The organism is Shimia sp. R10_1 (assembly GCF_017744095.1).
GTDB lineage: Bacteria > Pseudomonadota > Alphaproteobacteria > Rhodobacterales > Rhodobacteraceae > Shimia.
In genome coordinates this window covers 71445-92514 of sequence record NZ_JAGHQX010000003.1, presented here as the reverse complement: position 1 = coordinate 92514, position 21070 = coordinate 71445, and the positions used below count along the sequence as shown (strand labels likewise).

20 protein-coding genes are annotated in these 21070 nt (G+C 57.0%); 9 read left to right on the top strand and 11 right to left on the bottom strand.

Annotated features, from left to right (window positions below; all coding sequences use genetic code 11):
• Positions 1-40: 40 nt before the first annotated feature.
• Complete coding sequence (locus J7413_RS07355) at positions 41-1345, bottom strand: HlyC/CorC family transporter (RefSeq protein ID WP_209097429.1); 1305 nt, start codon at positions 1343-1345, stop codon at positions 41-43.
• A gap of 182 nt (positions 1346-1527) precedes the next feature.
• Between J7413_RS07355 and J7413_RS07350 the strand changes: the two genes are divergently transcribed.
• Positions 1528-2361: a metallophosphoesterase family protein gene (locus tag J7413_RS07350; protein ID WP_209097428.1), complete on the top strand. Its 834-nt coding sequence runs from the start codon at positions 1528-1530 to the stop codon at positions 2359-2361.
• Here the strand turns inward: J7413_RS07350 and J7413_RS07345 are convergent.
• The 3 genes from J7413_RS07345 to J7413_RS07335 are packed head-to-tail and all read right to left on the bottom strand — an operon-like array spanning position 2277 to position 5030.
• Positions 2277-3275 carry a site-specific tyrosine recombinase XerD gene (locus tag J7413_RS07345; RefSeq protein WP_209097427.1) on the bottom strand — a complete coding sequence of 333 codons (999 nt, stop codon included), beginning with the start codon at positions 3273-3275 and terminating at the stop codon, positions 2277-2279. The two genes, J7413_RS07350 and J7413_RS07345, sit on opposite strands and share 85 nt — an antisense overlap.
• Before the next feature lie 4 nt (positions 3276-3279).
• On the bottom strand, positions 3280-4827 hold the full coding sequence (locus J7413_RS07340; RefSeq protein ID WP_247743393.1) for a hypothetical protein: 1548 nt from the start codon (positions 4825-4827) through the stop codon (positions 3280-3282).
• Entirely contained in the window at positions 4824-5030 is a 207-nt protein-coding gene (locus J7413_RS07335; protein WP_209097736.1) for a hypothetical protein, read from the bottom strand. The genes J7413_RS07340 and J7413_RS07335 overlap by 4 nt, the downstream gene beginning before the upstream one ends.
• A gap of 65 nt (positions 5031-5095) precedes the next feature.
• On the opposite strand from J7413_RS07335, the gene J7413_RS07330 reads away from it, so the two are divergent.
• Both J7413_RS07330 and aroB read left to right on the top strand, forming a co-directional pair.
• The gene (locus tag J7413_RS07330; protein ID WP_209097426.1) at positions 5096-5647 is read left to right on the top strand and encodes a shikimate kinase; all 552 of its coding nucleotides are present in this window, start codon (positions 5096-5098) and stop codon (positions 5645-5647) included.
• Complete coding sequence (gene aroB, locus J7413_RS07325) at positions 5647-6759, top strand: 3-dehydroquinate synthase (protein WP_209097425.1); 1113 nt, start codon at positions 5647-5649, stop codon at positions 6757-6759. The genes J7413_RS07330 and aroB overlap by 1 nt, the downstream gene beginning before the upstream one ends.
• 47 nt (positions 6760-6806) lie before the next feature.
• Here aroB and J7413_RS07320 read toward each other — a convergent pair whose 3' ends face one another.
• From J7413_RS07320 to J7413_RS07305, 4 genes are all read right to left on the bottom strand, one after another.
• On the bottom strand, positions 6807-8303 hold the full coding sequence (locus J7413_RS07320; protein ID WP_348538733.1) for a fasciclin domain-containing protein: 1497 nt from the start codon (positions 8301-8303) through the stop codon (positions 6807-6809).
• A gap of 270 nt (positions 8304-8573) precedes the next feature.
• Positions 8574-9815 (bottom strand): peptidase T, encoded by a 1242-nt coding sequence (gene pepT / locus J7413_RS07315; RefSeq protein WP_209097423.1) that lies wholly within the window; start codon positions 9813-9815, stop codon positions 8574-8576.
• Between the two features lie 154 nt (positions 9816-9969).
• The gene (locus tag J7413_RS07310; protein WP_247743392.1) at positions 9970-11520 is read right to left on the bottom strand and encodes a peptidoglycan-binding domain-containing protein; all 1551 of its coding nucleotides are present in this window, start codon (positions 11518-11520) and stop codon (positions 9970-9972) included.
• A 329-nt stretch (positions 11521-11849) separates the two neighbouring features.
• A complete protein-coding gene (locus tag J7413_RS07305; RefSeq protein ID WP_209097421.1) occupies positions 11850-12368 on the bottom strand; it encodes a single-stranded DNA-binding protein in 519 nt (172 codons plus the stop codon).
• Between the two features lie 215 nt (positions 12369-12583).
• Between J7413_RS07305 and J7413_RS07300 the strand changes: the two genes are divergently transcribed.
• Positions 12584-13177 (top strand): lytic transglycosylase domain-containing protein, encoded by a 594-nt coding sequence (locus J7413_RS07300; protein ID WP_209097420.1) that lies wholly within the window; start codon positions 12584-12586, stop codon positions 13175-13177.
• A gap of 3 nt (positions 13178-13180) precedes the next feature.
• On the opposite strand, the gene J7413_RS07295 is transcribed toward J7413_RS07300, so the two are convergent.
• Positions 13181-13966, bottom strand: coding sequence for a helix-turn-helix domain-containing protein (locus J7413_RS07295; RefSeq protein WP_209097419.1), 786 nt, complete (start codon positions 13964-13966; stop codon positions 13181-13183).
• A 237-nt stretch (positions 13967-14203) separates the two neighbouring features.
• Positions 14204-15088, bottom strand: coding sequence for a tRNA (adenosine(37)-N6)-dimethylallyltransferase MiaA (gene miaA, locus J7413_RS07290; protein ID WP_247743391.1), 885 nt, complete (start codon positions 15086-15088; stop codon positions 14204-14206).
• A gap of 117 nt (positions 15089-15205) precedes the next feature.
• Between miaA and pyrH the strand changes: the two genes are divergently transcribed.
• Complete coding sequence (gene pyrH / locus J7413_RS07285) at positions 15206-15940, top strand: UMP kinase (protein ID WP_247743390.1); 735 nt, start codon at positions 15206-15208, stop codon at positions 15938-15940.
• Between the two features lie 99 nt (positions 15941-16039).
• Here pyrH and J7413_RS07280 read toward each other — a convergent pair whose 3' ends face one another.
• On the bottom strand, positions 16040-16861 hold the full coding sequence (locus J7413_RS07280; RefSeq protein WP_209097416.1) for a formate/nitrite transporter family protein: 822 nt from the start codon (positions 16859-16861) through the stop codon (positions 16040-16042).
• A 240-nt stretch (positions 16862-17101) separates the two neighbouring features.
• On the opposite strand from J7413_RS07280, the gene frr reads away from it, so the two are divergent.
• The 4 genes from frr (at position 17102) to rseP (ending at position 20765) form a co-directional block, all read left to right on the top strand.
• Entirely contained in the window at positions 17102-17668 is a 567-nt protein-coding gene (gene frr, locus J7413_RS07275) for a ribosome recycling factor (protein WP_209097415.1), read from the top strand.
• 4 nt (positions 17669-17672) lie between these two features.
• Positions 17673-18407: an isoprenyl transferase gene (locus tag J7413_RS07270; RefSeq protein WP_209097414.1), complete on the top strand. Its 735-nt coding sequence runs from the start codon at positions 17673-17675 to the stop codon at positions 18405-18407.
• On the top strand, positions 18404-19186 hold the full coding sequence (locus J7413_RS07265; RefSeq protein WP_348538730.1) for a phosphatidate cytidylyltransferase: 783 nt from the start codon (positions 18404-18406) through the stop codon (positions 19184-19186). The genes J7413_RS07270 and J7413_RS07265 overlap by 4 nt, the downstream gene beginning before the upstream one ends.
• Before the next feature lie 232 nt (positions 19187-19418).
• Positions 19419-20765: an RIP metalloprotease RseP gene (gene rseP, locus J7413_RS07260; RefSeq protein WP_209097413.1), complete on the top strand. Its 1347-nt coding sequence runs from the start codon at positions 19419-19421 to the stop codon at positions 20763-20765.
• Positions 20766-21070 lie beyond the last annotated feature (305 nt).

Below are 21070 nucleotides of genomic sequence, written 5' to 3'. Positions count from 1 at the left end.
TACGGCATATCACGCAATGGGCCTGTGGGAAGGGCAGCGCCTAGAGTGGACGGATTTTCAGGCCGGTAATGCGGTTGGCCTCGCGGCCTGTGACCTCAAAGCGGAAGCCATGGAAGGAGAACACCTGTCCGACCGTTGGGATCATCTGCGCCTCATGGATCACCAGACCAGCAACGGTGTTGGCCTCATCATCTGGCAGGTTCCAATCGGTTGCCCGGTTGAGATCACGGATGGTCATGGCCCCTTCAATTAGGAACTGACCATCTTCGGACTTGCTGATCTGATGGTCGCCATCTTCGTCAAATTCGTCGGTGATTTCGCCGACGATCTCCTCAAGGATGTCCTCAAGCGTGATCAGGCCCTGAAGCGAGCCGTATTCGTCCACGACAAGCGCGAAGTGCGCGTGGCGGCGCAAAAATTCGCGCATCTGATCGTCCAACGCAGTGGTTTCGGGTACGAAATAGGGCTCTTTGGCAACCTCATCCAAGACAATGTCAGTCATGCGTTCTGGTGACGTGTCTGCCTCGCGCACCCGGCGATACATTGCGCGGAACAGGTCTTTGGCGTGGACCACACCAATGATGTTTTCCGGCTCATCCTTGAACACAGGCAGGCGGGTGTGGTTGCTTTCCAGACACTGATTGAGAATGTCAGCGGGGCTGTCATCTGCGTTGATCATTTCGATGCCTGAGCGGTGGAGCATGATCTCTTCGACGGTGCGGTCAGATAGGTCGAGCGCACCGAGGATGCGGTCGCGGTCTTCTTTTTCCACGATTCCTTCGGAGTGGCCGAGCTGAATGGCGCCAGCGATTTCTTCGCGCACGGCGAGAATTTGGCTGTCCGGGTCCGTTTCCACGCCAAAAAGGCGCAGCACGGCGCGCACCAGCATGCGCACGGCAGATACCACCGGTGAGAATACGGTGACAATCAAGCTGATCGGGCCTGCCACGGTGGAGGCGGCGTCTTCGGGCCGGGTGATGGCGTAGGTTTTGGGCAGCACTTCGGCAAAGATCAGAACCAGCAGCGTCATGACCAAGGTGGCCATGGCCACGCCACCTTCGCCAAAAGCGCGTGTGAAAAGCGCGGTTGCGAGCGAGGTTGCGAGGATATTCACGAGGTTGTTGCCCAGAAGGACAGAGCCGATAAGGCGCTCGCTGTCCTCTGTCACCGCTAGGGCGCGTTGCGCACCGCGGCTGCCTTTGTCGGCCTGCGTACGCAGCTTGCCGCGCGAGGCGGCTGTGAGCGCGGTTTCAGAGCCCGAAAAGAAGCCTGAGAGCATGAGCAAAAATAAAATCACCCCAGCGGTGATCCAAAATGCGGTGTCGATAGACGTTGCGGGCTCCATAAGATCCTCATTTGACGTGTCAAATTTGTTATGGGTGCAGGGGGAAGTCGGATCAAGGGGGCGTAGGCTTGAAAGAGGTGGCATGATGCCTGCAAATCCGCGTTTCGTTGTCGGATTTGTGATTGGGGGACTGAGGCCCTATTGGATAGAGCTGGATCAAAGATCACTTAGGGGCGCAAAAGATGCAGGACTTGGGGAGGCTTGAAGGCCCGGTTTTGGTGTTTGGTGGGCCGTATTCGAATTTGCAGGCAACTCAGGCGGTTCTGCAAGAGGCCCGTGCGCAGGGTATCGCGGGGCACAATCTGATATGCACAGGAGATGTGGTTGCCTATTGCGGGCAGCCAGCAGAAACCGTGGCCGTTGTGCGGGAGAGCGGCGCAATTGTGGTTGCTGGGAACTGTGAGATTCAGTTGGCCAGTGGCGCAGTGGATTGCGGGTGTGGATTTGAGGAAGGTACCATTTGTGATCTGCTTTCCGCGGGGTGGTATGGCTATGCCGCTCAGCAAGTGGACGAAGCTGCGCGAGCCTGGATGGGGGGACTGCCCGACATCGTTTGTTTCGAATTGGCTGGCCAGCGAGTGGCGGTGATACATGGCGGCGTCACGGATGTGGCGCGGTTTTTGTGGGAGACGTCACCGGAGGCCGCATTTGCTGAAGAAATTGCGGCGCTCACAGACAAAGTTGGTGCCGTGGATGTGGTGTTGGCGGGGCATTGTGGTATCCCCTTTGAGCGCCAGATCGGCGCTGTGCGCTGGATCAATGCTGGCGTGATTGGCATGCCGCCACATGATGGCGGGCAGGCCACGCGATACGCCGTGTTTGATGGAAAAACGGTGACGTTTCATACGTTGTGTTATGATACGGCGCAGGCGTTTCAGAAGATGCAGAAAGCGGGGCTGACACAAGGCTACCATGACGGACTCGTGAGCGGTTATTGGCCTTCGGAGGACGTTTTGCCTGAGGACTTGCGGGTGCCACTCTCTGTGCGGCTTTCATCTTCGCGCGCCAGCGGGTGATGGGTTGTCACCAACTCATGCAAACGTTCATCCAGCACGTGGGTGTAAATTTCGGTGGTCGAGAGATCGGCGTGTCCCAGAAGCGTTTGGATCACACGCAGGTCTGCGCCATTGGCCAGCAGATGGGTGGCAAACGCATGGCGCAGAGTGTGGGGCGTAACCTTCACGGGTGGCACGCCTGCGGTGATCGCGAGATCTTTGATTAGCGTGTGAAACCAATTGCGAGTGATGTGACCCAGCGCACCACGGGACGGGAAGAGAAAGAGAGAGGCTGGCTTGCCTTTGGTCTGTTTGTCCTCTTCTGCACGGTCGCGCACGGAGAGCCACGCAGAGAGCGCCTCGCGCGCGGGTGGGGACAGCGGAACCATGCGTTCTTTATCGCCTTTGCCGCGCACCAGAAGCATCTGTGGATTGCCGCGGGCGGCCGCGACAGGGAGGCTTACGAGTTCTGTCACGCGCATGCCGGTGGCATAGAGCAATTCCATCAGGCAGGTGTTGCGCAGGCGATCCTGCGGATTGCGGCCTGTTTCACGGGCGGCTTTGAGTAGGGCATCGACCTCTGTGACTTCGAGCGTTTTGGGCAGGCGCTTGGATCTTCCTGGGCCGCGGATTTGAATGGCGGGGTTGCTGTCTCGCCAGCCTTCTTCAAAGGCAAACCGAAAGAGCTGTTTGAGTGCAGAGAGGCGGCGTGCGCGCGTGGATTGGGCCAATCCTTCTGCATCACAAAAGAGCAAATAGTCTTCGATCTGGGTCTGAGTTGCGGTTTCAAATGAGATGGAGCGACGCTTGGCCCATTCAACAAAGCTCGTGAGGTCGCGCAAATAGGCGGCGAGCGTGTTGGGGGAGGCGCCAAGCTCAGCGGCTTGCGCGTCCAGAAACGTTTCGATCCATAGGTTTTGTGTGCTGGGTGCCATCGCCTCAGCCTCGCGTGTCCAGCAATGCAATTTGGAGTGCAGCGCGGCGCGCGGTGTCTTCCAGGCCAACAGCGCGCAATGTGGCGAGCGCATCGGTCAGCGCGCCGAGATTGCCCGCAGCACCATCATCCATCAGTGACATGGCCGTGAGGATGCCTTCGCCCAATTGGCCGCGTGCAAGCATGGTTGAAATATCCTGAGGCACCCCGGCGCCGTGGAATGCATCAGAAATCGCGCGGTGGACAGGATCGGTGGTGACCCGGGGTGGTGCACCAAGCGCAAGACCTGCGAGAAAGTCGCGTGGGCCGCTGCGGGCGGCCTTCTCATAGTCCGAAGACAGGAGGGCGATGTCGCGCGCCAGACGTGCGGTCACACCCTGCAGGGGCAGCTTCAACAAGGCTGGCCCATAGATGCGTGCAAAGGGCACTTCGAGGTGGACCTGCTGCATCGCGGCCCATGCTGCAGGAAGAGTGTCTGCAACTTTGGCTGTGTCATTTGCTGCGATCGCGGCGTCCAAGGCCTGCAGGGCGGCCACGCGATCCCAGATCATACCTGAGGCAGCGGGTTTGCGCTCTGAGTAGATGCCAAGCAGACGGTTTTCATGCAGTGCAGAGGTGCGTGCCAGTCGTTCGGAGGCTTCAAGCTGGGCCTTCCATCCGGCGGTATCACGCAGATCGGCATGGGCATAGGCGCGGGGCAGGCCAGTGGTAGACTGGGTCTCGCCGATGGCTTCGTAGAGGCGGAACTTGAGTGGCGTGACAGGGCCCGCAGCCACAAGCAGTGGCTCTCCCTCAAAGAGATCCGGATCAAGAAAACGCAGCAGCAAAGCATCCATTTCCTCTGAGATTAGGCCAAGTGCCTTTGCCGTATCGAGGGTCAGCGCGGCGGCTCGCCAATCCCCGGAACGTGCGGTGCAGAAGATGCGGGCAGCGTAATCAGGTGCCAGATGCGGCGCTTGCATGAGCGCGTCGCAGGCGCGTTGCTCTTCTCCCATGAGAAGGGTGACATCAAACCAGCGCGCAAAGAGCGCGGGTGTGTCAGGACCTGCACGTTCCAGAAGCGCGCCAGCCTGTTCGAGTGCGCCCATTTCGATCAGTTTGTCGATGCGGGCAATCAACAGTTCATTGGCCACGCCTGCGTTGCGCGGTGCGTCCGCCTCCGCCAAGAGCAGCGTGTAGAGCAGCGCCTGCATGGCAGGGAGCACATCTGGGCGCTGCGCACGCACCAGTGTGCTGAGGTCTGTGGCCTGAGAGGCAGACCAGAGCGATGCGGGCAGGCCGGTTACTGAGGAAGGCAGCAGGCCCGCAGCGTCATGGCCGTTGTCGTCCAGCGAGGAAATCGCAATGTCGGGGGTGCTGAGGCCTTCGGAAACGGGGGGCTCTTCCGGCGGCAGGCCGATGTCGAGCGTGACAGTTGGTGTGGGGTTCAGCCACTCAATGGCAGACAGCGGGGATTCAGCTGAGGTGGCTGGGTCTGCATTCTGAGCAAAGCCCGGCGCAGCAGCGAGGCTGAACAGAACGGGCCATGTGCCCAGACCGCTAAGACGGCTCATTCTTCGCCTTGCAGCTCTACAGGAATGCGGATTTCAGTTTGTTTTGCGGAAAAATCAGCCCCAAAAATTGGGCCAACATAGGCATATACCACCAATGCGATTGCCGCCAAAACCAACAGAGCCACTAAGGCCCGAAAGACTTTGCCCATGAATCCCCTCAAATTCCTGCCCGTTTTTTTCAACTTATAACTGGCCTTTTGCACAAGATCACGTCATTCAATGCCAAAATCTTAATTTTGAGCAAGGCTTGGCCGATTGTGGGCGTTTCATGGGCTATGAACTGAAGAAAACCGTTGTGCTGGTGGGCATGATGGGCGCAGGAAAAACCGCTGTTGGACGCGCTTTGGCGGCCAAACTTGATGTTCCGTTTATCGATTCAGATGCCGAAATCGAGAAGGCGGCCAACATGAGCATTGCAGAGATTTTCAGCCGGGATGGCGAGGCGTTTTTCCGACAGAAAGAAAGTCAGGTGATCGGGCGACTTCTGGAAGAAGAACGTTGCATCCTGTCAACCGGGGGGGGGGCCTACCTGGCAGAGGCCAACCGGGCTGTGATTTCCGAGCGCGGCGTTGCGGTGTGGCTGAACGCGGATGTGGAGCTGTTGTGGTCGCGTGTGAAACACAAGGATACAAGACCCTTGTTGCGGACAGACAATCCACGAAAAACTCTTGAAGAGATTTATGCGGCGCGGGTGCCGCTTTATAGCCGCGCCGATCTGCCGGTGTTGGCAGAGGCGGGATTGAGCATTGACGAGATGGCGGAGCGGGTGGCAGAGGCGTTGATCCATCAACGCCCGGATGTACTGGAAGGGGCAAGCTGATGATGGAAACGGTACATGTGGGCCTTGAGGGGCGCGAATACGATATTCACATTGGTCCCGGACTGTTGGCGCAGGCGGGGGCATTGATCGGACCTATGCTGGCGCGCAAGCAAGTCTGTGTTGTCACAGATGAAAACGTGGCTGCGCTGCATCTGGACACCTTGCGGTCTGGGTTGGAAAGTGCCGGGGTCACCATGGAAGCGTTGGTGTTGCCTGCGGGCGAAAGCACCAAGGGCTGGGCGCATCTGGAGCAAACCGTGGAATGGCTGCTGGCGCAACGCGTAGAGCGGCGTGATCTGGTGGTTGCGCTCGGCGGCGGTGTGATTGGGGATCTGACCGGTTTTGCCGCAGCCATATTGCGCCGGGGCGTGGGGTTTGTTCAGATCCCAACCAGCCTTCTGGCGCAGGTGGACAGCTCTGTTGGTGGCAAAACCGGCATCAACAGCCCCTTGGGCAAGAACCTCGTTGGCGCATTTCATCAGCCAAAGATGGTGCTGGCGGATATTGATGTTTTGGCTGCATTGCCTGCGCGTGATTTCCTCGCAGGCTATGGTGAGGTGGTCAAATATGGTCTGCTGGGCGATGCCAAGTTTTTTGACTGGCTTGAAACCAATGGTCCGAAGCTGGCAGAGGGTGATGTGGCGGCGCGGATTGCGGCGGTGAAACGCTCTTGTGAGATGAAAGCCGAAATTGTGATGCGCGATGAGACTGAACAGGGGGATCGCGCGCTATTGAACCTTGGGCATACCTTCTGTCATGCGCTTGAAGCGGCAACGGGCTATGGTGATCGTCTGCTGCATGGCGAAGGTGTGGCTGTGGGCTGTGCGCTGGCGTTTGAGTTGAGCGCGCGGCTGGGCCTCTGTGCGCAGGAAGATCCAAGCCGGGTGCGACAGCATCTGCGTGACATGGGCATGAAAGTGGATCTGAAAGACATTGCAGGCGATTTACCGGATGCCGATGCGCTGCTTGACTTGATGGGGCAGGATAAAAAGGTCGTGGATGGCCAGTTGCGCTTTATCCTCGCGCGCGGGATTGGCGCGGCCTTTGTGACTGCGGATGTACCGCGAGACGTGGTGCGCGAGTTGCTCGCGCAAGAGCTGGCGGCGCGCTAAATCATTGGAGAGGGTGAGCCGATGTTTCGGCTCACCGTGTTGGGGCGTCAGACAAAGACAAAGTCGCTTTCATCCAGATGGCGTCCGTTGAGGGTAATGGAGCCTTCGTCACCTTCGATGGTCGCAATGTGCCCGCGGAAAGAGGTGTTTTCCATCACCTCAGCATAATCGGCGAATTCTGCAGCATCTAGCAGGATCGTGTCATGGCGCCCAAAGTCGCCGATTGTGTCATTTCCGCTGAGTTCGGAGAAGTCAAACGCATCTGCGCCCCAGTTTCCATATAGGCGATCATCGCCTTCTCCGCCGATCAGCGTGTCATGACCACTGCCGCCACGTAGGACATCGTTGCCTTCTCCGCCATCGAGCGTGTCGTTTCCACGCCCACCTTTGAGCAGGTCATTGCCGCCATCGCCATCTATACGGTCATTTCCCCAGCCGCCGAACATACGATCGTTTCCACTGCCACCGAACTGGATGTCATCGCCCAAGCGGCCATACATGCGGTCGTTGCCAGCACCGCCGATCTGAATGTCATCTCCTGTGAACCCGCCGCTCAGATAATCATCTGTTGCGCCACCGATCTGCACATCGTCGCCAAAGCCGCCGCGATCGTGAATCGGGGATACATCCGCGATATCAATTGGCAGAAGCACCGCGTCTATCACGTGGATCTCACCGTTAGAGGCTTCGATATCTGTGAGGCCTTCGACAAAGTTGGGGTTGGCGCGACCGGGATCTGAATCGTTGAGGCTGTTGCCATCAACCACAAACCGGCCGCCCTCTAGCGCGGTTTCCACCAGGCGCGCTTCTTTAATGTCTGCAAGGGACTGGCCGCCTGCCTGCACATGGTAAAGTAGCACATCTCGCACAAGATCAATGCCAACAGCGCCTACAATCGCGCCGGGCAAATCGGCGTCTGCAAGTCCGGTTGTGTCGACGCCCAATTCTTGGGCAAGGGCGCGGAAGGCATCATCTGTGGGGGCAAAGACCGTGAAGTCATTGTTTGGATCAGTGAAGAGATCCACAAGCCCTGTTGCCACAAGGGCGCCCACAAGGGCTTCAAAGGCTGGATTGCCACCAGCAATGTCAGCAATGGTTGGTTGAGCAGTCTCTTCCATCACGTCGATTGGCAGAAGGACGCGATCGATGACGTGAATGACACCGTTTGTGGCTTTGATATCCGTGAGCCCCTCGACAAACTCAGGATCCTCGACATCTGGGTCATTGTCGTTGAGTGTGTCACCCGCCACGCCAAAGCTCGCGGCGTTCAGCAGAGTGTCTACCGAGCCGCTGTCTTGCACCTCTTGCAGGGAGCTGCTGCCAGCTTTGACGTGGTAAAACAGGATGTCTTTGAGTGTCGAGACACCGACAGCCGTCACGATTTCGACAGCGATTTCGGTTTCTGTAAGCCCATTGGTATCAATGCCGAGCGTGTCACGTGCCAGAATTTCAAAAGCTTCGTCTGTTGGGGCAAAGACCGTGAAATTGCCCGGATCCAGAAATGTTTGTTTGAGCCCGGCAGCATCAAGAGCGGCGACAAGAATGTCAAAGTTCCCATTGGCGGATGCGATTTCGGCGATGGTCTGAGTTGGTGCTGGCGGCGGGGTCGGTGCGGGATCGTGAAGATTGAAACGCTCCAGCAGGCGTTTCAGTAAGGCATCAAAAAAAACTCATTGTTCTCTCCCAGTTTTGTTCAATGGGAGGGGTACGTGAGGATGAAATTCACGGATTTTCACGAAGCTGTGAGGTGTTTTCAGCTCGGCGGAGGCCCGCCGGTCAAAACTGGCGAAGCCTCATGACGAGAGGGAGGAGCGCTAAGTGTTGCGTTGCACCAGGTTGAGAATGACGCGCGTTGCGCTGGCCATATCCTGCGCTGAAATCCATTCAAGTGGGCCGTGGATTTCCATCATACCAGTGAAGATATTGGGGCAGGGCACACCTTTTTCGGTGAGCTGAGAGCCATCTGTTCCACCGCGAATGGGGACGGATTTGGGCTCCAGCCCTTCGGCACGAATGGCATCGCGTGCCAGCTCCACTGGCGTCATATCCTGTTCAAGCCAGTAGCGCATGTTGCGGTATTGTTTGGTGATGTCACAGGAAACAGTCGCGCCTGGAAACTCTGTTGCTGCCTTTTCGCAAATGGCCTTCAGCCTATCGGCTTGGGCTTCCAATTCGTCCATTTCAAAGGCGCGCAGGATGAAGCGCAGAGTGGTTTCGGAGCTGCCACCTTCTTGGGCGTAGATATGGGTGAAGCTTTCGCGGCCTGAGGTGGTTTCGGGTGTGGTGCCGGCTTCATCCAAGGCCGCCACGATCTGTGCAGCCACATGCAGAGCGTTGGTCATCTTGTCTTTGGCATATCCGGGGTGGGCGGAGGTGCCAGTGATTGTGACCACGGCGCCGTCTGCTGAGAACGTCTCATATTCCAGAGTGCCGCGCTGTGCACCATCGAGCGTATAGGCGAAATCCACGCCGAAATCGGCCGGCAGATCCGGATGCACACCGCGTCCGATTTCCTCATCCGGTGTAAAAGCCAGGCGCACCTTGCCGTGTTTGAGGCCCGGCGTTGTCAGAAGGTGCTCTGCCATGGTCATGATGATGGCGATGCCCGCCTTGTCGTCGGCTCCCAGAAGTGTGAGACCAGAGGCCGTGATGATGTCTTCACCTTCTTTGCCTTTGAGATAAGCGGAGGTGTCAGGAGAAAGGATCAGATCAGGATTGTCTGGATAGGTGATTGGTGTGCCATCCCATGCGTGGATCACGCGGGGTTTCACACCTGTGGCGTTGAACTGTGGGGCGGTGTCCACATGGGCACAGAAGCCGATTGTAGGCGCATCAGGATCCGTTGCTGGTACCGTGGCAAGCACCGCACCGTAGGAGGTGAGTGTGACATCGGAGGCACCTATGCGCTCCAGCTCCGCCACCAGATGACGGGAGACATCCAGCTGAATTTCGGTGCTTGGTGTGCTGGTGGCATGCTCGTCGCTTTGGCTGTCGATGGCACAATAGGCGACCAAACGAGCGGTGAGTGCGCTGTCGAAATTCGGATACTCTGGCACGATATGTCCTTGGTTTGATGTCTGTTGTGCAAAACATAAGACGCTTCAATCGCGCGTGGTAGGGCGTGGGGGGGAATTTGAGCAGATTTCACAAAATGACCCCGGCGCGGTGACGCGCCGAGGCCAGTGTGCTGGGGGAGGAACCAGCAGTTTGTCAGTCACCTAACGATATGGTTGGAAGGGCTGCGGCAGGTTGGACAAGCGGTGTAGACGTGCCCGATCCTGCGGAAACAGCTGTTTGCAGTAGGGCTGTGCGTTCTGTCTGGCCTGGTGCAAACACGGGTTCTGCCCCGTTTGTGAGCGCCTCAATTGCAATTGCATACCACGCCTGTGCCTGGCCCGGATTTGGGGCAAGGCCAAAGCCATGCTGCAGATGATGGGCGATCAGTTCGCCATAGGGTTTTTGACCAATGGCGGACATGATGAGCGCAGAGCCCAGAGCGACCTGCATGTCATCGCGGCGATAGGCGGAGAACAGGCAAATCTTGGCCGTATCCTGAAGCTGCTCAAGTGACATGTTGGAGTTCAGCACAAAGCTCTGCACCTCAGACAGCAGTTGGGCAGGCGCTGCTGTGGGCAGTTTGCCAACATAGGGTGCAAGAACGGGGCCAAAGGCATCACATTGCTGATCTACCTGCGCCTGTGTTGCACCCTGAACGGATTGCATGAGCTTTTCGCCATTGGCGACAGTGTAGGTGCGCGCCAGGCAGAACTGTTCGCTCAGCACAAAATCAGGATCGGTGATTTTGGAGACAGTCGTGAAGCCGCCGTTAGAACTGGTGAGCAGCCCGACCTTGCCACAATAGCCCGCAAGTGATTTTTCCGGAGCGGCAGGCTGAGTTGTTTCAAATAGAGTGAGGCTATTGAGCCCTTGCGCAGGCTGTTCTTGAGCCACGACAGGGGTAGTGACCGGAACGGTTGGTGCGGGTGCCACCGGCGCCACAGGGGCGGCGGCGACTTCCGTGGTGGCCGACTCGTTTAAGCGACACGTGGATTGGTGGCAGGAAAAGCTTGCCGGGGTGGCCACATGGCTGAGAAAGTCGTTGCGGGTGAAGCCACTGGGGCCAGATGCAAACACCATCACCGTACAGTCTTTGGCGCCACACCAATAGGCACTGCCGGAGACCGATGTATCGAGAATATAGTCGGTTTTGCCGTCTCCGTTCAGATCAGCGAGTTGGATGAAACCGGAGCGTTGCAAGAGCTGTTCGGCGCTCGGATCAGAGCTTTGCGCCACTTCGTCGATGGCGTTTGAGACCTCAACCGGCATGCCGCCGTAGATCGTGCCAGAGGGGCCGCCGTGCACTTCGGCGTACCATGTGGTGAGCAGGCTGCGTACCCCGTGTTGATGGGTTTGCATGGCCTTCACCACCTGTGGTCCGCCGACTTGCGCGCGGTTGTAGGACGAGACAAGAAAGTCCCGCTCATAGGGGGAGAGTCGCCCTGTTGCGGGAAAGCCGACGTAGCTTTGATAGCCCATAATGGCAGACCGAGAGCGGGAGCCAAGCACACCATCCGGGGTGCCTGCCGGGAAGCCAAAATAGTTTAGCGCATTCTGGGTTTCGCGGTTTTGAGCGCGTGTCGCAGAATAATAGGCGGCGTTGGATTGCCGTTTGACTTTCTGTTGTTTCTGCTTCTGTGCGCTGGAGACAATTGCCCCGCCCACGATGGCGCCTGCAATGGCGGCCCCGAGATCGCTGGCCATTGCTGGCGCTGCGGCCGACGTTGCGAGAAATGCAGCAGCGACTGAGGATTTAATAGAATAAGAAAACACGTCCATCTCCCTGATAAATTTTTGTAATTTTGCAGAGAGATCACACTTCATTCGGCGACGTTTGAGGGAGACTGCCTCGGGGCGCGCCACCCCTATTAACCATGAACTCTCTTACACAAATGAGTGCGTATTAAAGACCAGTTTCCCTTAGTTTTAAGGGGCTGGCAAGTCAGCATTTCCAGATGTGAGCGCCTGATACAGAAAAAAGGGCCGGCGTTATGCCGACCCTTCTGATCTGATTTCGCGCTGTTTTGCGTGGCTTAGAACGGGATTTCGTCGTCCATGTCACGGCTTGGGGCGCCGCCGCCCTGATTGCCGCCGCCAAAGCCACCACCGCCGCCTTGATCATAGCCACCGCCGTAACCGCCACCTTGATCGTAGCCGCCACCGCCACCACCACCAAATCCGCCGCCGCCTTCACCACCGGAGCGACCATCCAACATGGTCAGCGTAGAGCCAAAGCCTTGGAGCACAACCTCGGTGGAGTAGCGGTCTTGGCCGGACTGATCCTGCCATTTGCGGGTTTGCAGCTGCCCTTCAATGTAAACTTTGGAGCCTTTGCGCAGGTACTGCTCTGCCACACGGACGAGACCTTCATTGAAGATTGCAACCGAGTGCCATTCGGTGCGCTCACGGCGTTCACCAGTGTTGCGGTCTTTCCAGTTTTCGGAGGTGGCAATGCGCAGGTTGCAGACCTTGCCGCCGTTTTGGAATGAACGCACTTCTGGGTCGCGGCCCAGGTTGCCAATGAGGATTACTTTGTTCACCGATCCGGCCATACGCCTATCACTCCCACGGATTCTATCAGTCGATTTGGCTCACCATACACCACCGCAAGTGCTGAATGGGAAGCAGTTTCTTGTGGAAAAGCTGGGTTTGAGGGCCACTTTGGTGCGGAGATTTTCTTTATGACGGCGCTGTGTCTGGAAAAATTGTGACGATTTGATATGTAAAAACTGGAATCATGGTGGAGCGGGCGCTGATGCGCAGGGTCATGGCACGGTATTTGGGGACGCTTGCGGGCGCGACGGTTGTGGTTGGTCTGACGATCAGCACAGCGGGTGCGCAATCTGTTTCAAGCAAGTCTCAGGCCCGGTTGTTTAAAAATCAGACACGTGTGCTGGATGGGCGGGCGTCTGAGCAGTATCGCAATTCGGTGCGACTGAAGCCCCGGCCTGTTTATACGCCCTCAAAGTGGGGCGATGGCAGTTACAACGGCAAATATAAAGGGCCGTATCTTGCAATGGCGCGTGAGGCGGCATTATTGCATGGTATCCCGGTGGATCTGTTTCTGAAGCTTGTGCAGCAGGAAAGCAATTGGAACGCCACAGCAAAATCCCACAAAGGGGCGCTTGGGCTTGCGCAATTGATGCCGGGCACAGCGAAGGCGCTGCGTGTCGATCCTCTTGATCCACGACAGAATCTTGAGGGTGGCGCGCGGTATCTGAAGCAGCAGTATCTGAAGTTTGGCAGCTGGCGGTTGGCCTTGGCGGCCTATAATGCGGGGCCGCATGCTGTTGAGAAATATGGCGGGGTGCCACCTTACAAAGAGACCCGTAACTATGTGCGGATCATTCTGGGCGGCTGACCGTCAAAGCCCGTGCGCCTGTTTGCGCAGTTTGCTGGGCGCTGCACCGAAGTGCTGCTGGCAGAAACGTGTGAAATAGGCGGCACTGCCGAAACCCATCGCATCTGCGATGCGCTTGATTGGCATGTCACTTTCTATAAGCAGACTTCGGGTGCGGTGTTGCACCATTTGAGAAAGCATCTCTGCCGCTGTGATACCAGCTGATTGACGACACACTCGGGTCAAGTGGGTCGGGGTGATCCCCAGTTCCGCCGCATACCAGGCCATTGGCTGACCTGATGTGAACTGAAGCGCCAGCAGGGCGCAAAATGCTTTGGCTAGGCGCTCTTTGGCGGGCAGGCGGGATTGCGCAGTTTCATTTGCAATGGCGCGCTTGAGCGCGATGGACAAAAGGTTTGCATGGGCGGCCAGTGCTTCGGTCATAAAGGGGCGCTGATTTTGAGTTTCTCTGCGCATGGCGTCAAACATGGACGTAAATTCAGAATGTTCCATGCCATCTTTGAAGCGGACGAGGTGGCACCCAGTTGGCAATTGTACACGTCCATCGTTTGGGATTCGCGTCTCAAACCCTTGAACATGGGGGCCCAATTCGATGGCGAACACCGCACCAGCTGGTACGAAAATAGCGTTGTGCGCCCCAAAGCCGCAGCGGCGCCCATCAAGGAGCGCGCGCCCCTGACCCCGCGTTGTCCAGTAGAGCCGGTGGTGGTCGACCACATGCAATTGCTCCAGTCGCCAGCGTTCGGTCGTGTGTGCACTTACAAGGCTTTTGACGCTTGTGTCAGCCAAGGGCTGACTGCCGCTACGCAGGGGGGCAGGTTTCGCCCTTGGTCTGACCGCAGCAGGGGGCGCAATCGGCTCTGTGCCAAAGCCGGGTTGGGTCATGAAGGACGGTATGTTGATGGTCTTCTCTTTCACAATGGCGCGACTAAACAGCGGGATAGGGGATTCGGGCAAGTTTTTGGTTAATGGCTGGTCGTTCCGGCTGTGCGCCGCCGCTTTTGCTGCGTGTCTTTTGCCTTTGTGTTAGGCTGTTGTGTCGGGCCTGTAGTGGATCCAGTCTGCCATCTTTGAGCGAAACCATGTGCGTTGCCGTTTGGCAAACTGTCGGGTCGCGATGGTGGCGCGTGCGCGCGCCTCTTTGAGACTGATTTCACCACGAAGATGGGCAATGAGTTCGGGGGCGCCAATGGCTTTTGCCGAAAGCTGTGCTGGATCGTAAGTCGCGAGGTTCGCCTCTGCCTCTTCCAGAGCGCCCTCTTGCAGCATCATATCGAACCGACGGGTAATGCGGTTGTTGAGCCAGTCTTTGTCCACATCAAACACAATGGGCAAGGTGTCTGAGAGAGGAAGGAGAGGGGGCGGCGTGTTGTCCTGCCAATCCGCCAGCGGGCGTCCGGTGGCGGTGAGCACTTCCCAGGCGCGTTGCACACGCATCGGGTTTTGGATGTCGATGCGTGCGGCGGTTTCAGAATCAAGCTCAGCCAAGAGCGCCTCGAATCCTTCGTCGGCCACACGGGCGTTGGCCGCTTCGCGTAGTTCTGGCGGTGTTGCGGGAATGTCTGCCAATCCTTTGGTGAGCGCGGTGAAGTAAAGCCCTGTGCCGCCGACAATGATCGGACGTGGCCCTTTCGCGAGGTAAGGCGCGACATCACGCAGCCAATGGCCCACGGAATATTCGGCATCTCCGGGCATATGGCCATACAGATGATGCGGCACGCGCGCTTCGTCTTCCTGCGGAGGTCGAGCGGTCAGAATACGCCAATTATCAAATACTTGAATGGCATCTGCATTGAGGATCACGCCGCCATGAGTTTCGGCAATTTCAAGAGCGAGCGCGCTTTTGCCACTGGCGGTTGGGCCGGCAATGAGAACCGGTTGATCCGGCGCAATGGGGGGCAAGTTGGACATGGGATTGCCTGACAGTTGAGAGTTTGTTCGGGAAGGAGGCAACTCTCGCATTGAACCTGCGCCCGTTTTCCGACATTTTGCCCGCAATCCTAAAACGATGCGCAGATGGAGTGCAATATGACCGACGCCGCCGGGACCGCTGAGGTGACCTTTAACCGTGTGATGTTGAAGATTTCAGGGGAGGCGTTGATGGGAGATCAGGGCTTTGGCATGCATCCCCCCACAATTGAGCGCATCGCCAAGGAAGTGAAATCTGTTCACGACATGGGTGTTGAAATCTGCATGGTGATTGGTGGCGGCAACGTGTTCCGCGGCTTGTCTGGCGCAGCTCAGGGTATGGAACGCACCACGGCGGACTACATGGGTATGCTGGCCACAGTGATGAATGCGCTTGCAATGCAGAGTGCGCTTGAGAGCCTTGGCGTGTTCACCCGCGTGATCAGTGCAATCCGTATGGATGAGGTGGCAGAGCCCTACATCCGTCGTCGCGCTGTGCGCCACCTTGAGAAAAAGCGGGTGTGTATTTTTGCGGCCGGGACCGGCAACCCTTATTTTACCACAGATACGGCAGCGACGCTGCGCGCCAATGAGATGGCCTGTGAAGCAATCTTTATGGGCAAGAACGGTGTGGACGGGATTTACGACAAAGACCCGGCAGAGCATGATGATGCGGTGCGTTTTGATGCCATCAGCTATGATGATGTGTTGACCAAACGCCTTAAGGTTATGGATGCGAGTGCGATTGCACTGGCGCGGGACAACAATCTGCCCTTGATCGTGTTCCCATTGGATGAGCCGGGTGGGTTTCGTGGTATTCTGGCGGGGCGAGGCACCTATACCAAGGTCAGCTAAGCGCCACGCTTTTCGTGGATTTCAAAGCGCAGCTGGGGATGCCCTGCTGCGCTTTTTCTTTGATGCACAAGGGGCCCGCTGTGGGCCCCTTGTGCAGATTTATTCAGCGGCAACCGCCTGTTCTTCTGCAAGGTTGCGACCGTAAGCAAGGCGATAGGCCAGCGCTACGATTCCTGCGCCCCCGATGATGTTGCCAAGTAATACTGGCACGATGTTGTGCATCAGAGCTGCAAGACTGATGTCTGCCCCGGAGAGTGCGCCTGCTGGAATCAGGTACATATTGGCGATGGAGTGTTCCAGGCCGATGGCGACAAATGCCGAAACTGGCCAGATGATCGACAGGATCATTCCAAGTGTCGAGCGCGCGGAGACCGCGAGCCAGACTGCCAAGCATACCAGCGCGTTACACAGGATCCCACGGCAGAAAGCCTCCAGAGGTGTGAGCGAGCTCTTGGCTTCCGCAATGGCTGCCGCCCGTGCGCCATGGCTGCCATCAAGCAATCCTGCGCCCTGCACCAAGGCCAGTACAGCAACACATCCCAAAGCATTGCCAATCAGTACGACAGTCCAATTGCGCATCAATGCAACAGTGCTGATGTGCCGGTCCACATAGGCCATCACAATCATCGTATTGCCGGTGAACAGCTCTGCGCCGCCAATCACAACCAGGATGAGACCCAGCGAGAAGGCGATGCCACCCATAAGTTTTAGTGCGCCGTTGATGTCGACAAAGCCTGAGGTGGTTTGGGTGTAAAAGAGTGCCCCGAAAGAGATGAAGGCACCGCCGAGAATTGATAGGGTGATCAATGGCAGAAGGGGCATCTCTGCTTTGGTCACGCCGGATAGGCGGACAAGTCGGGTGATTTCAGCGGGTTTGTGCGCATCATAACCAGCGTTTGGTGTGGGAATCATTCTGCTCATTTGTCGTGTCCTGAGGATATGCGATGTTGATTCCTTACTAAAATAATCAGAATAAATCCCGTGCGGAAACGACGCTGGATCGTCGGTTTGCGTAAGGGGTAAATTTAGATGAGCTTTCGCTATTTTGTGGTCTCCAGAGATGAGACTGAGGACTTCACCGTCTGGCTCCAGTGCTATACAAGCTTTTGACAATAGCCTATGAGCGTTACCAGCAGAACATGAGAGACTGGAAGAGCAGCAATGTCTGACCAAGAATTTGAACTTGATACCGATGACCTGATGCGCCGTATGGACGGTGCTATGGGGGCTCTGAAAACCGAATTTGCATCGCTGCGCACCGGCCGGGCGTCGGCCACGATGCTGGAGCCGGTGATGGTGGATGCCTATGGCTCCAAGACACCGATCAATCAGGTTGGTACGGTGAACGTGCCTGAGCCACGGATGGTGACTGTCAACGTCTGGGACAAATCGCTGGTGAACGCGGTTGAAAAGGCGATTATGAATTCCGGCCTTGGGATCAACCCACAGACCAACGGCACCATTGTGATGCTGCCGATTCCGGAGTTGAACGAAGAGCGTCGCACAGAGTTGGCCCGTGTGGCAGCGCAATATGCGGAGCATGCACGCGTGGCTGTCCGTAACATCCGCCGCGACGGTATGGATCAGATCAAGAAGGCCAAGAACGACGGCCTGTCCGAAGATGATCAGAAGATCTGGGAAGGTGAAGTGCAGGAGTTGACCGACAGCTACATCAAGCAGGTCGACAGTGCGCTTGAAAACAAACAGTCCGAAATCATGCAGGTATAAGCTGATGAGTGAGGACCTCCCCGCACAAAAACTGAGAACGGGCCCTCGTCACGTGGCCATTATTATGGATGGCAATGGTCGGTGGGCTCAAGCGCGGGGGCGTCCTCGACTTTTTGGGCACCATGCCGGTGCCAAACGGGTGAAAGAGATTGTGCGCGCCTGCGCACCTTTGGGTGTTGAATATCTTACGATCTTTGGGTTTTCGACCGAGAACTGGAAGCGTACGCAGGCGGAAGTGACCGGGCTGATGAGCCTGTTTCGTCAGTATATTCGCAAGGAAGCGCGTTCTTTGAAAGCTGAGGGCGTGCGTGTGCGCTTTATTGGCGACCGTCCCGGGCTAGACACAAAGTTGCAGGCTTTGATGGACGAATTGGAAGAATTGACTGCTGAAAACACAGGCGTGAATCTGACGATTGCCTTGAACTACGGCGGTCGGGATGAAGTGGCGCGTGCCACACAGCGGCTTGCGCAGGATGTTGCGGACGGCACGCTGAAGCCTGAAGATGTGAACGAAGAGACATTGCCGAAATATTTGGACACTTGTGTTCTGCCTGATCCGGATCTGGTGGTGCGCACCAGTGGTGAGGCAAGGATCTCGAACTTTCTGCTCTGGCAGTCGGCCTATGCTGAATATGAGTTTATCGACACGCTGTGGCCGGATTTTTCCAAAGAGGAATTTCGGAAGTTGGTGGAAGCCTATTCCGCCCGTGATCGCCGATTTGGAGCTGTGAGCGCGTGAGCGGCACAGGGAAGGACAGCGGCATTTGGGGGGACTTGCCTGCGCGGATGGGATCGGCGTTGGTGATGTTGTCTGTGGGCGGTGTGGCCATCTGGCAGGGCGGTGTGCTCTTTCATGAACTGGTGGTCTTGATCTGCGCTGGCATGGTCTGGGAATTGACCCGCATGCTGAATGGCGGCGACGGGCGCAGCGCGCTCGTGATGGCCATCATCGCTGGGGCAGCGCTCCTGTCGACATATGTTTTGCCTGGTTTTGCGATTGCGCCGGTTTTGGCTGCTGTCGGCTTCGTGGGGGCTGGTCAGGCGGGTAAATATCGTTTGATTTATGGCGCTTATGCGGTCGGATTGATGTTTGCCTGCTACGGCTTGATCGTGCTCCGAGATGTGCGCGGTGCCTACTGGCTGTTATGGCTTGTCTCCGTTGTCGTAGCGACAGACGTGGCTGGCTATTTCGCAGGGCGTATCATCGGTGGCCCGAAGTTCTGGCCGAAGGTGAGCCCCAAAAAGACTTGGTCTGGGACGGCTGCAGGCTGGGTCGCGGCGGCGGCAGTTGGCATGGCATTTGGCGGTACGACATTGATTGTGCTTAGCGTGATGGCGGCGTTTGCGTCTCAAATGGGAGACGCCGCGGAAAGTGCGCTGAAGCGGATGGCCGGCATTAAAGATAGTTCAAATCTCATTCCCGGTCATGGCGGTTTGCTGGATCGGTTTGACGGAATGATGGGGGGCGCCTTGTTGGTGCTGCTGCTGGGCGCTGCGTTGGGTTTGCCAGCGATCTGAGGCGCAGTCGTTTGGCGTTTGCGCCCGGGACAACCTGCCCGGCACGCATCGTTTGCGCTTGAGGTGTTAATAGGACCTGTGCCTGCTTTCTCCCCACGCTTGCCTCAAGAATGTCGAATTATGCCTTGATACGAGGGCGAAAACTGACCATCTCGCTCGCAAGAGAGCGGATGAGTTTTCTGCAAAATAATGGCTCAAAGGCCGCCAGAAGCGCCAAAAAGAGGACGTGCATTTGGATATTTCAACGCTAATCCCGAGTTTCGGCAGTGGCGCATTGACGGTGCTGTGGTTTGTTGTGGCTTTGTCGATCATCGTGGCGATCCATGAGTATGGCCACTACATCGTGGGCCGATGGAGTGGCATTGGCGCGGATGTGTTCAGCATTGGCTTTGGGCCAGTGCTGTGGTCGCGCGTTGATAAACGCGGCACACAATGGCAGATCGCTGCAATCCCGCTGGGTGGCTATGTGAAGTTCAAAGGGGACGCCAATGCCGCAAGTGGCAAAGATGGCGAGGCCATGGCTGTCATGAATGATGAAGAGCGGCGGGCCAGCATGCACGGGGCACCGCTATGGGCGCGGGCAGCCACTGTTGCGGCCGGGCCGATCTTCAATTTCATTCTTTCACTGATCATTTTTGCCGCTGTCATGATGGTGAATGGGCAGGTTGGCAGTAGGTTGATTGTCGGCGAAATGCGGGACTTGCCAAATGCACCGTACAGCTTGCAGCCCGGCGATTTGGTGCGCGAGGTAAATGGCGTTACGCTGCCCTCATTTGATGAGCCTGAGGCATTTGCGGAATTTTGGCGTGATATGGAGAAGCAGGACCCGCTGCCGTATCTCGTCAGCCGCGATGGAGAAGAGGTCGAAGTTACTGGGCCGTATCTTTATCCCCCAATGGTGTTGTCGCTTGCGCCACGTTCTGCGGCTTACAACGCAGGTCTGGAAGTGGGGGATGTATTTACCGAGATTGACGGCGCGCCTGTCGTTGCGTTTTCAGAGTTGAAAGAGGCTGTGGAAACCGGGGAAGGGCAGACGTTGCTTTTGACGGTTGCGCGAGATGGAGAGGAGCAGGAGTTTGCGCTGACTCCGCGCCGCGTGGATGAACCACAAGACGATGGTGGCTTCGTTACAAATTGGCGGATTGGCATCGGTGGCGGTTTCGCTTTTGAGCCCGCTACCGAGGCGCTGCCATTTGGCGAGGCGGTTGCGGCTGGGGCATCTCAGACTGTGCGGATCATGGAGGGGTCGCTGAGTGGGCTCTATCATATGATTACGGGAGCGATCAGCAGCTGTAACCTGTCTGGACCCGTTGGGATTGCGCAGACCTCGGCTGCGATGGCGAGCCAAGGCACACAAAGCTTCATCTGGTTCATTGCGGTCTTGTCGACGGCAATTGGTCTTCTCAACCTGTTCCCGATTCCCATGCTGGATGGCGGACATCTTGTTTTTTACGCTTACGAAGCTGTCACTGGCCGTCCGCCCGCGGATGGCGTGTTGCGGGTTTTGATGACCGCGGGCATGATGATCGTTCTGGGCATGATGCTGTTTGGACTGACCAACGATTTGTTCTGCCCATAAGCGGAAAAGCCTGTTCAATGCAGGTTTGCCGTTAACCTTTAAGGCGCGCAGATTTTTTGCGCGCCCTAATTCTGCCCCAATCAAAAGTTATTATTGTCTTTACAGATCAATACGGATCTAAGATTTGGGGCTAGATAAATGCAAACAATCACAAATGGATATCGCGCAATTGGTCTTTTGATTGATATCAATTGGGACCGTTTTGTGTATCCGTCTGCTGTTGTGGCTGGGCTAATTATTGGGGCCTATATCAGCAGTTTGATCCACTAACAGGGTAAATCACTTCTCCCGTTTGCTGCGCGCGC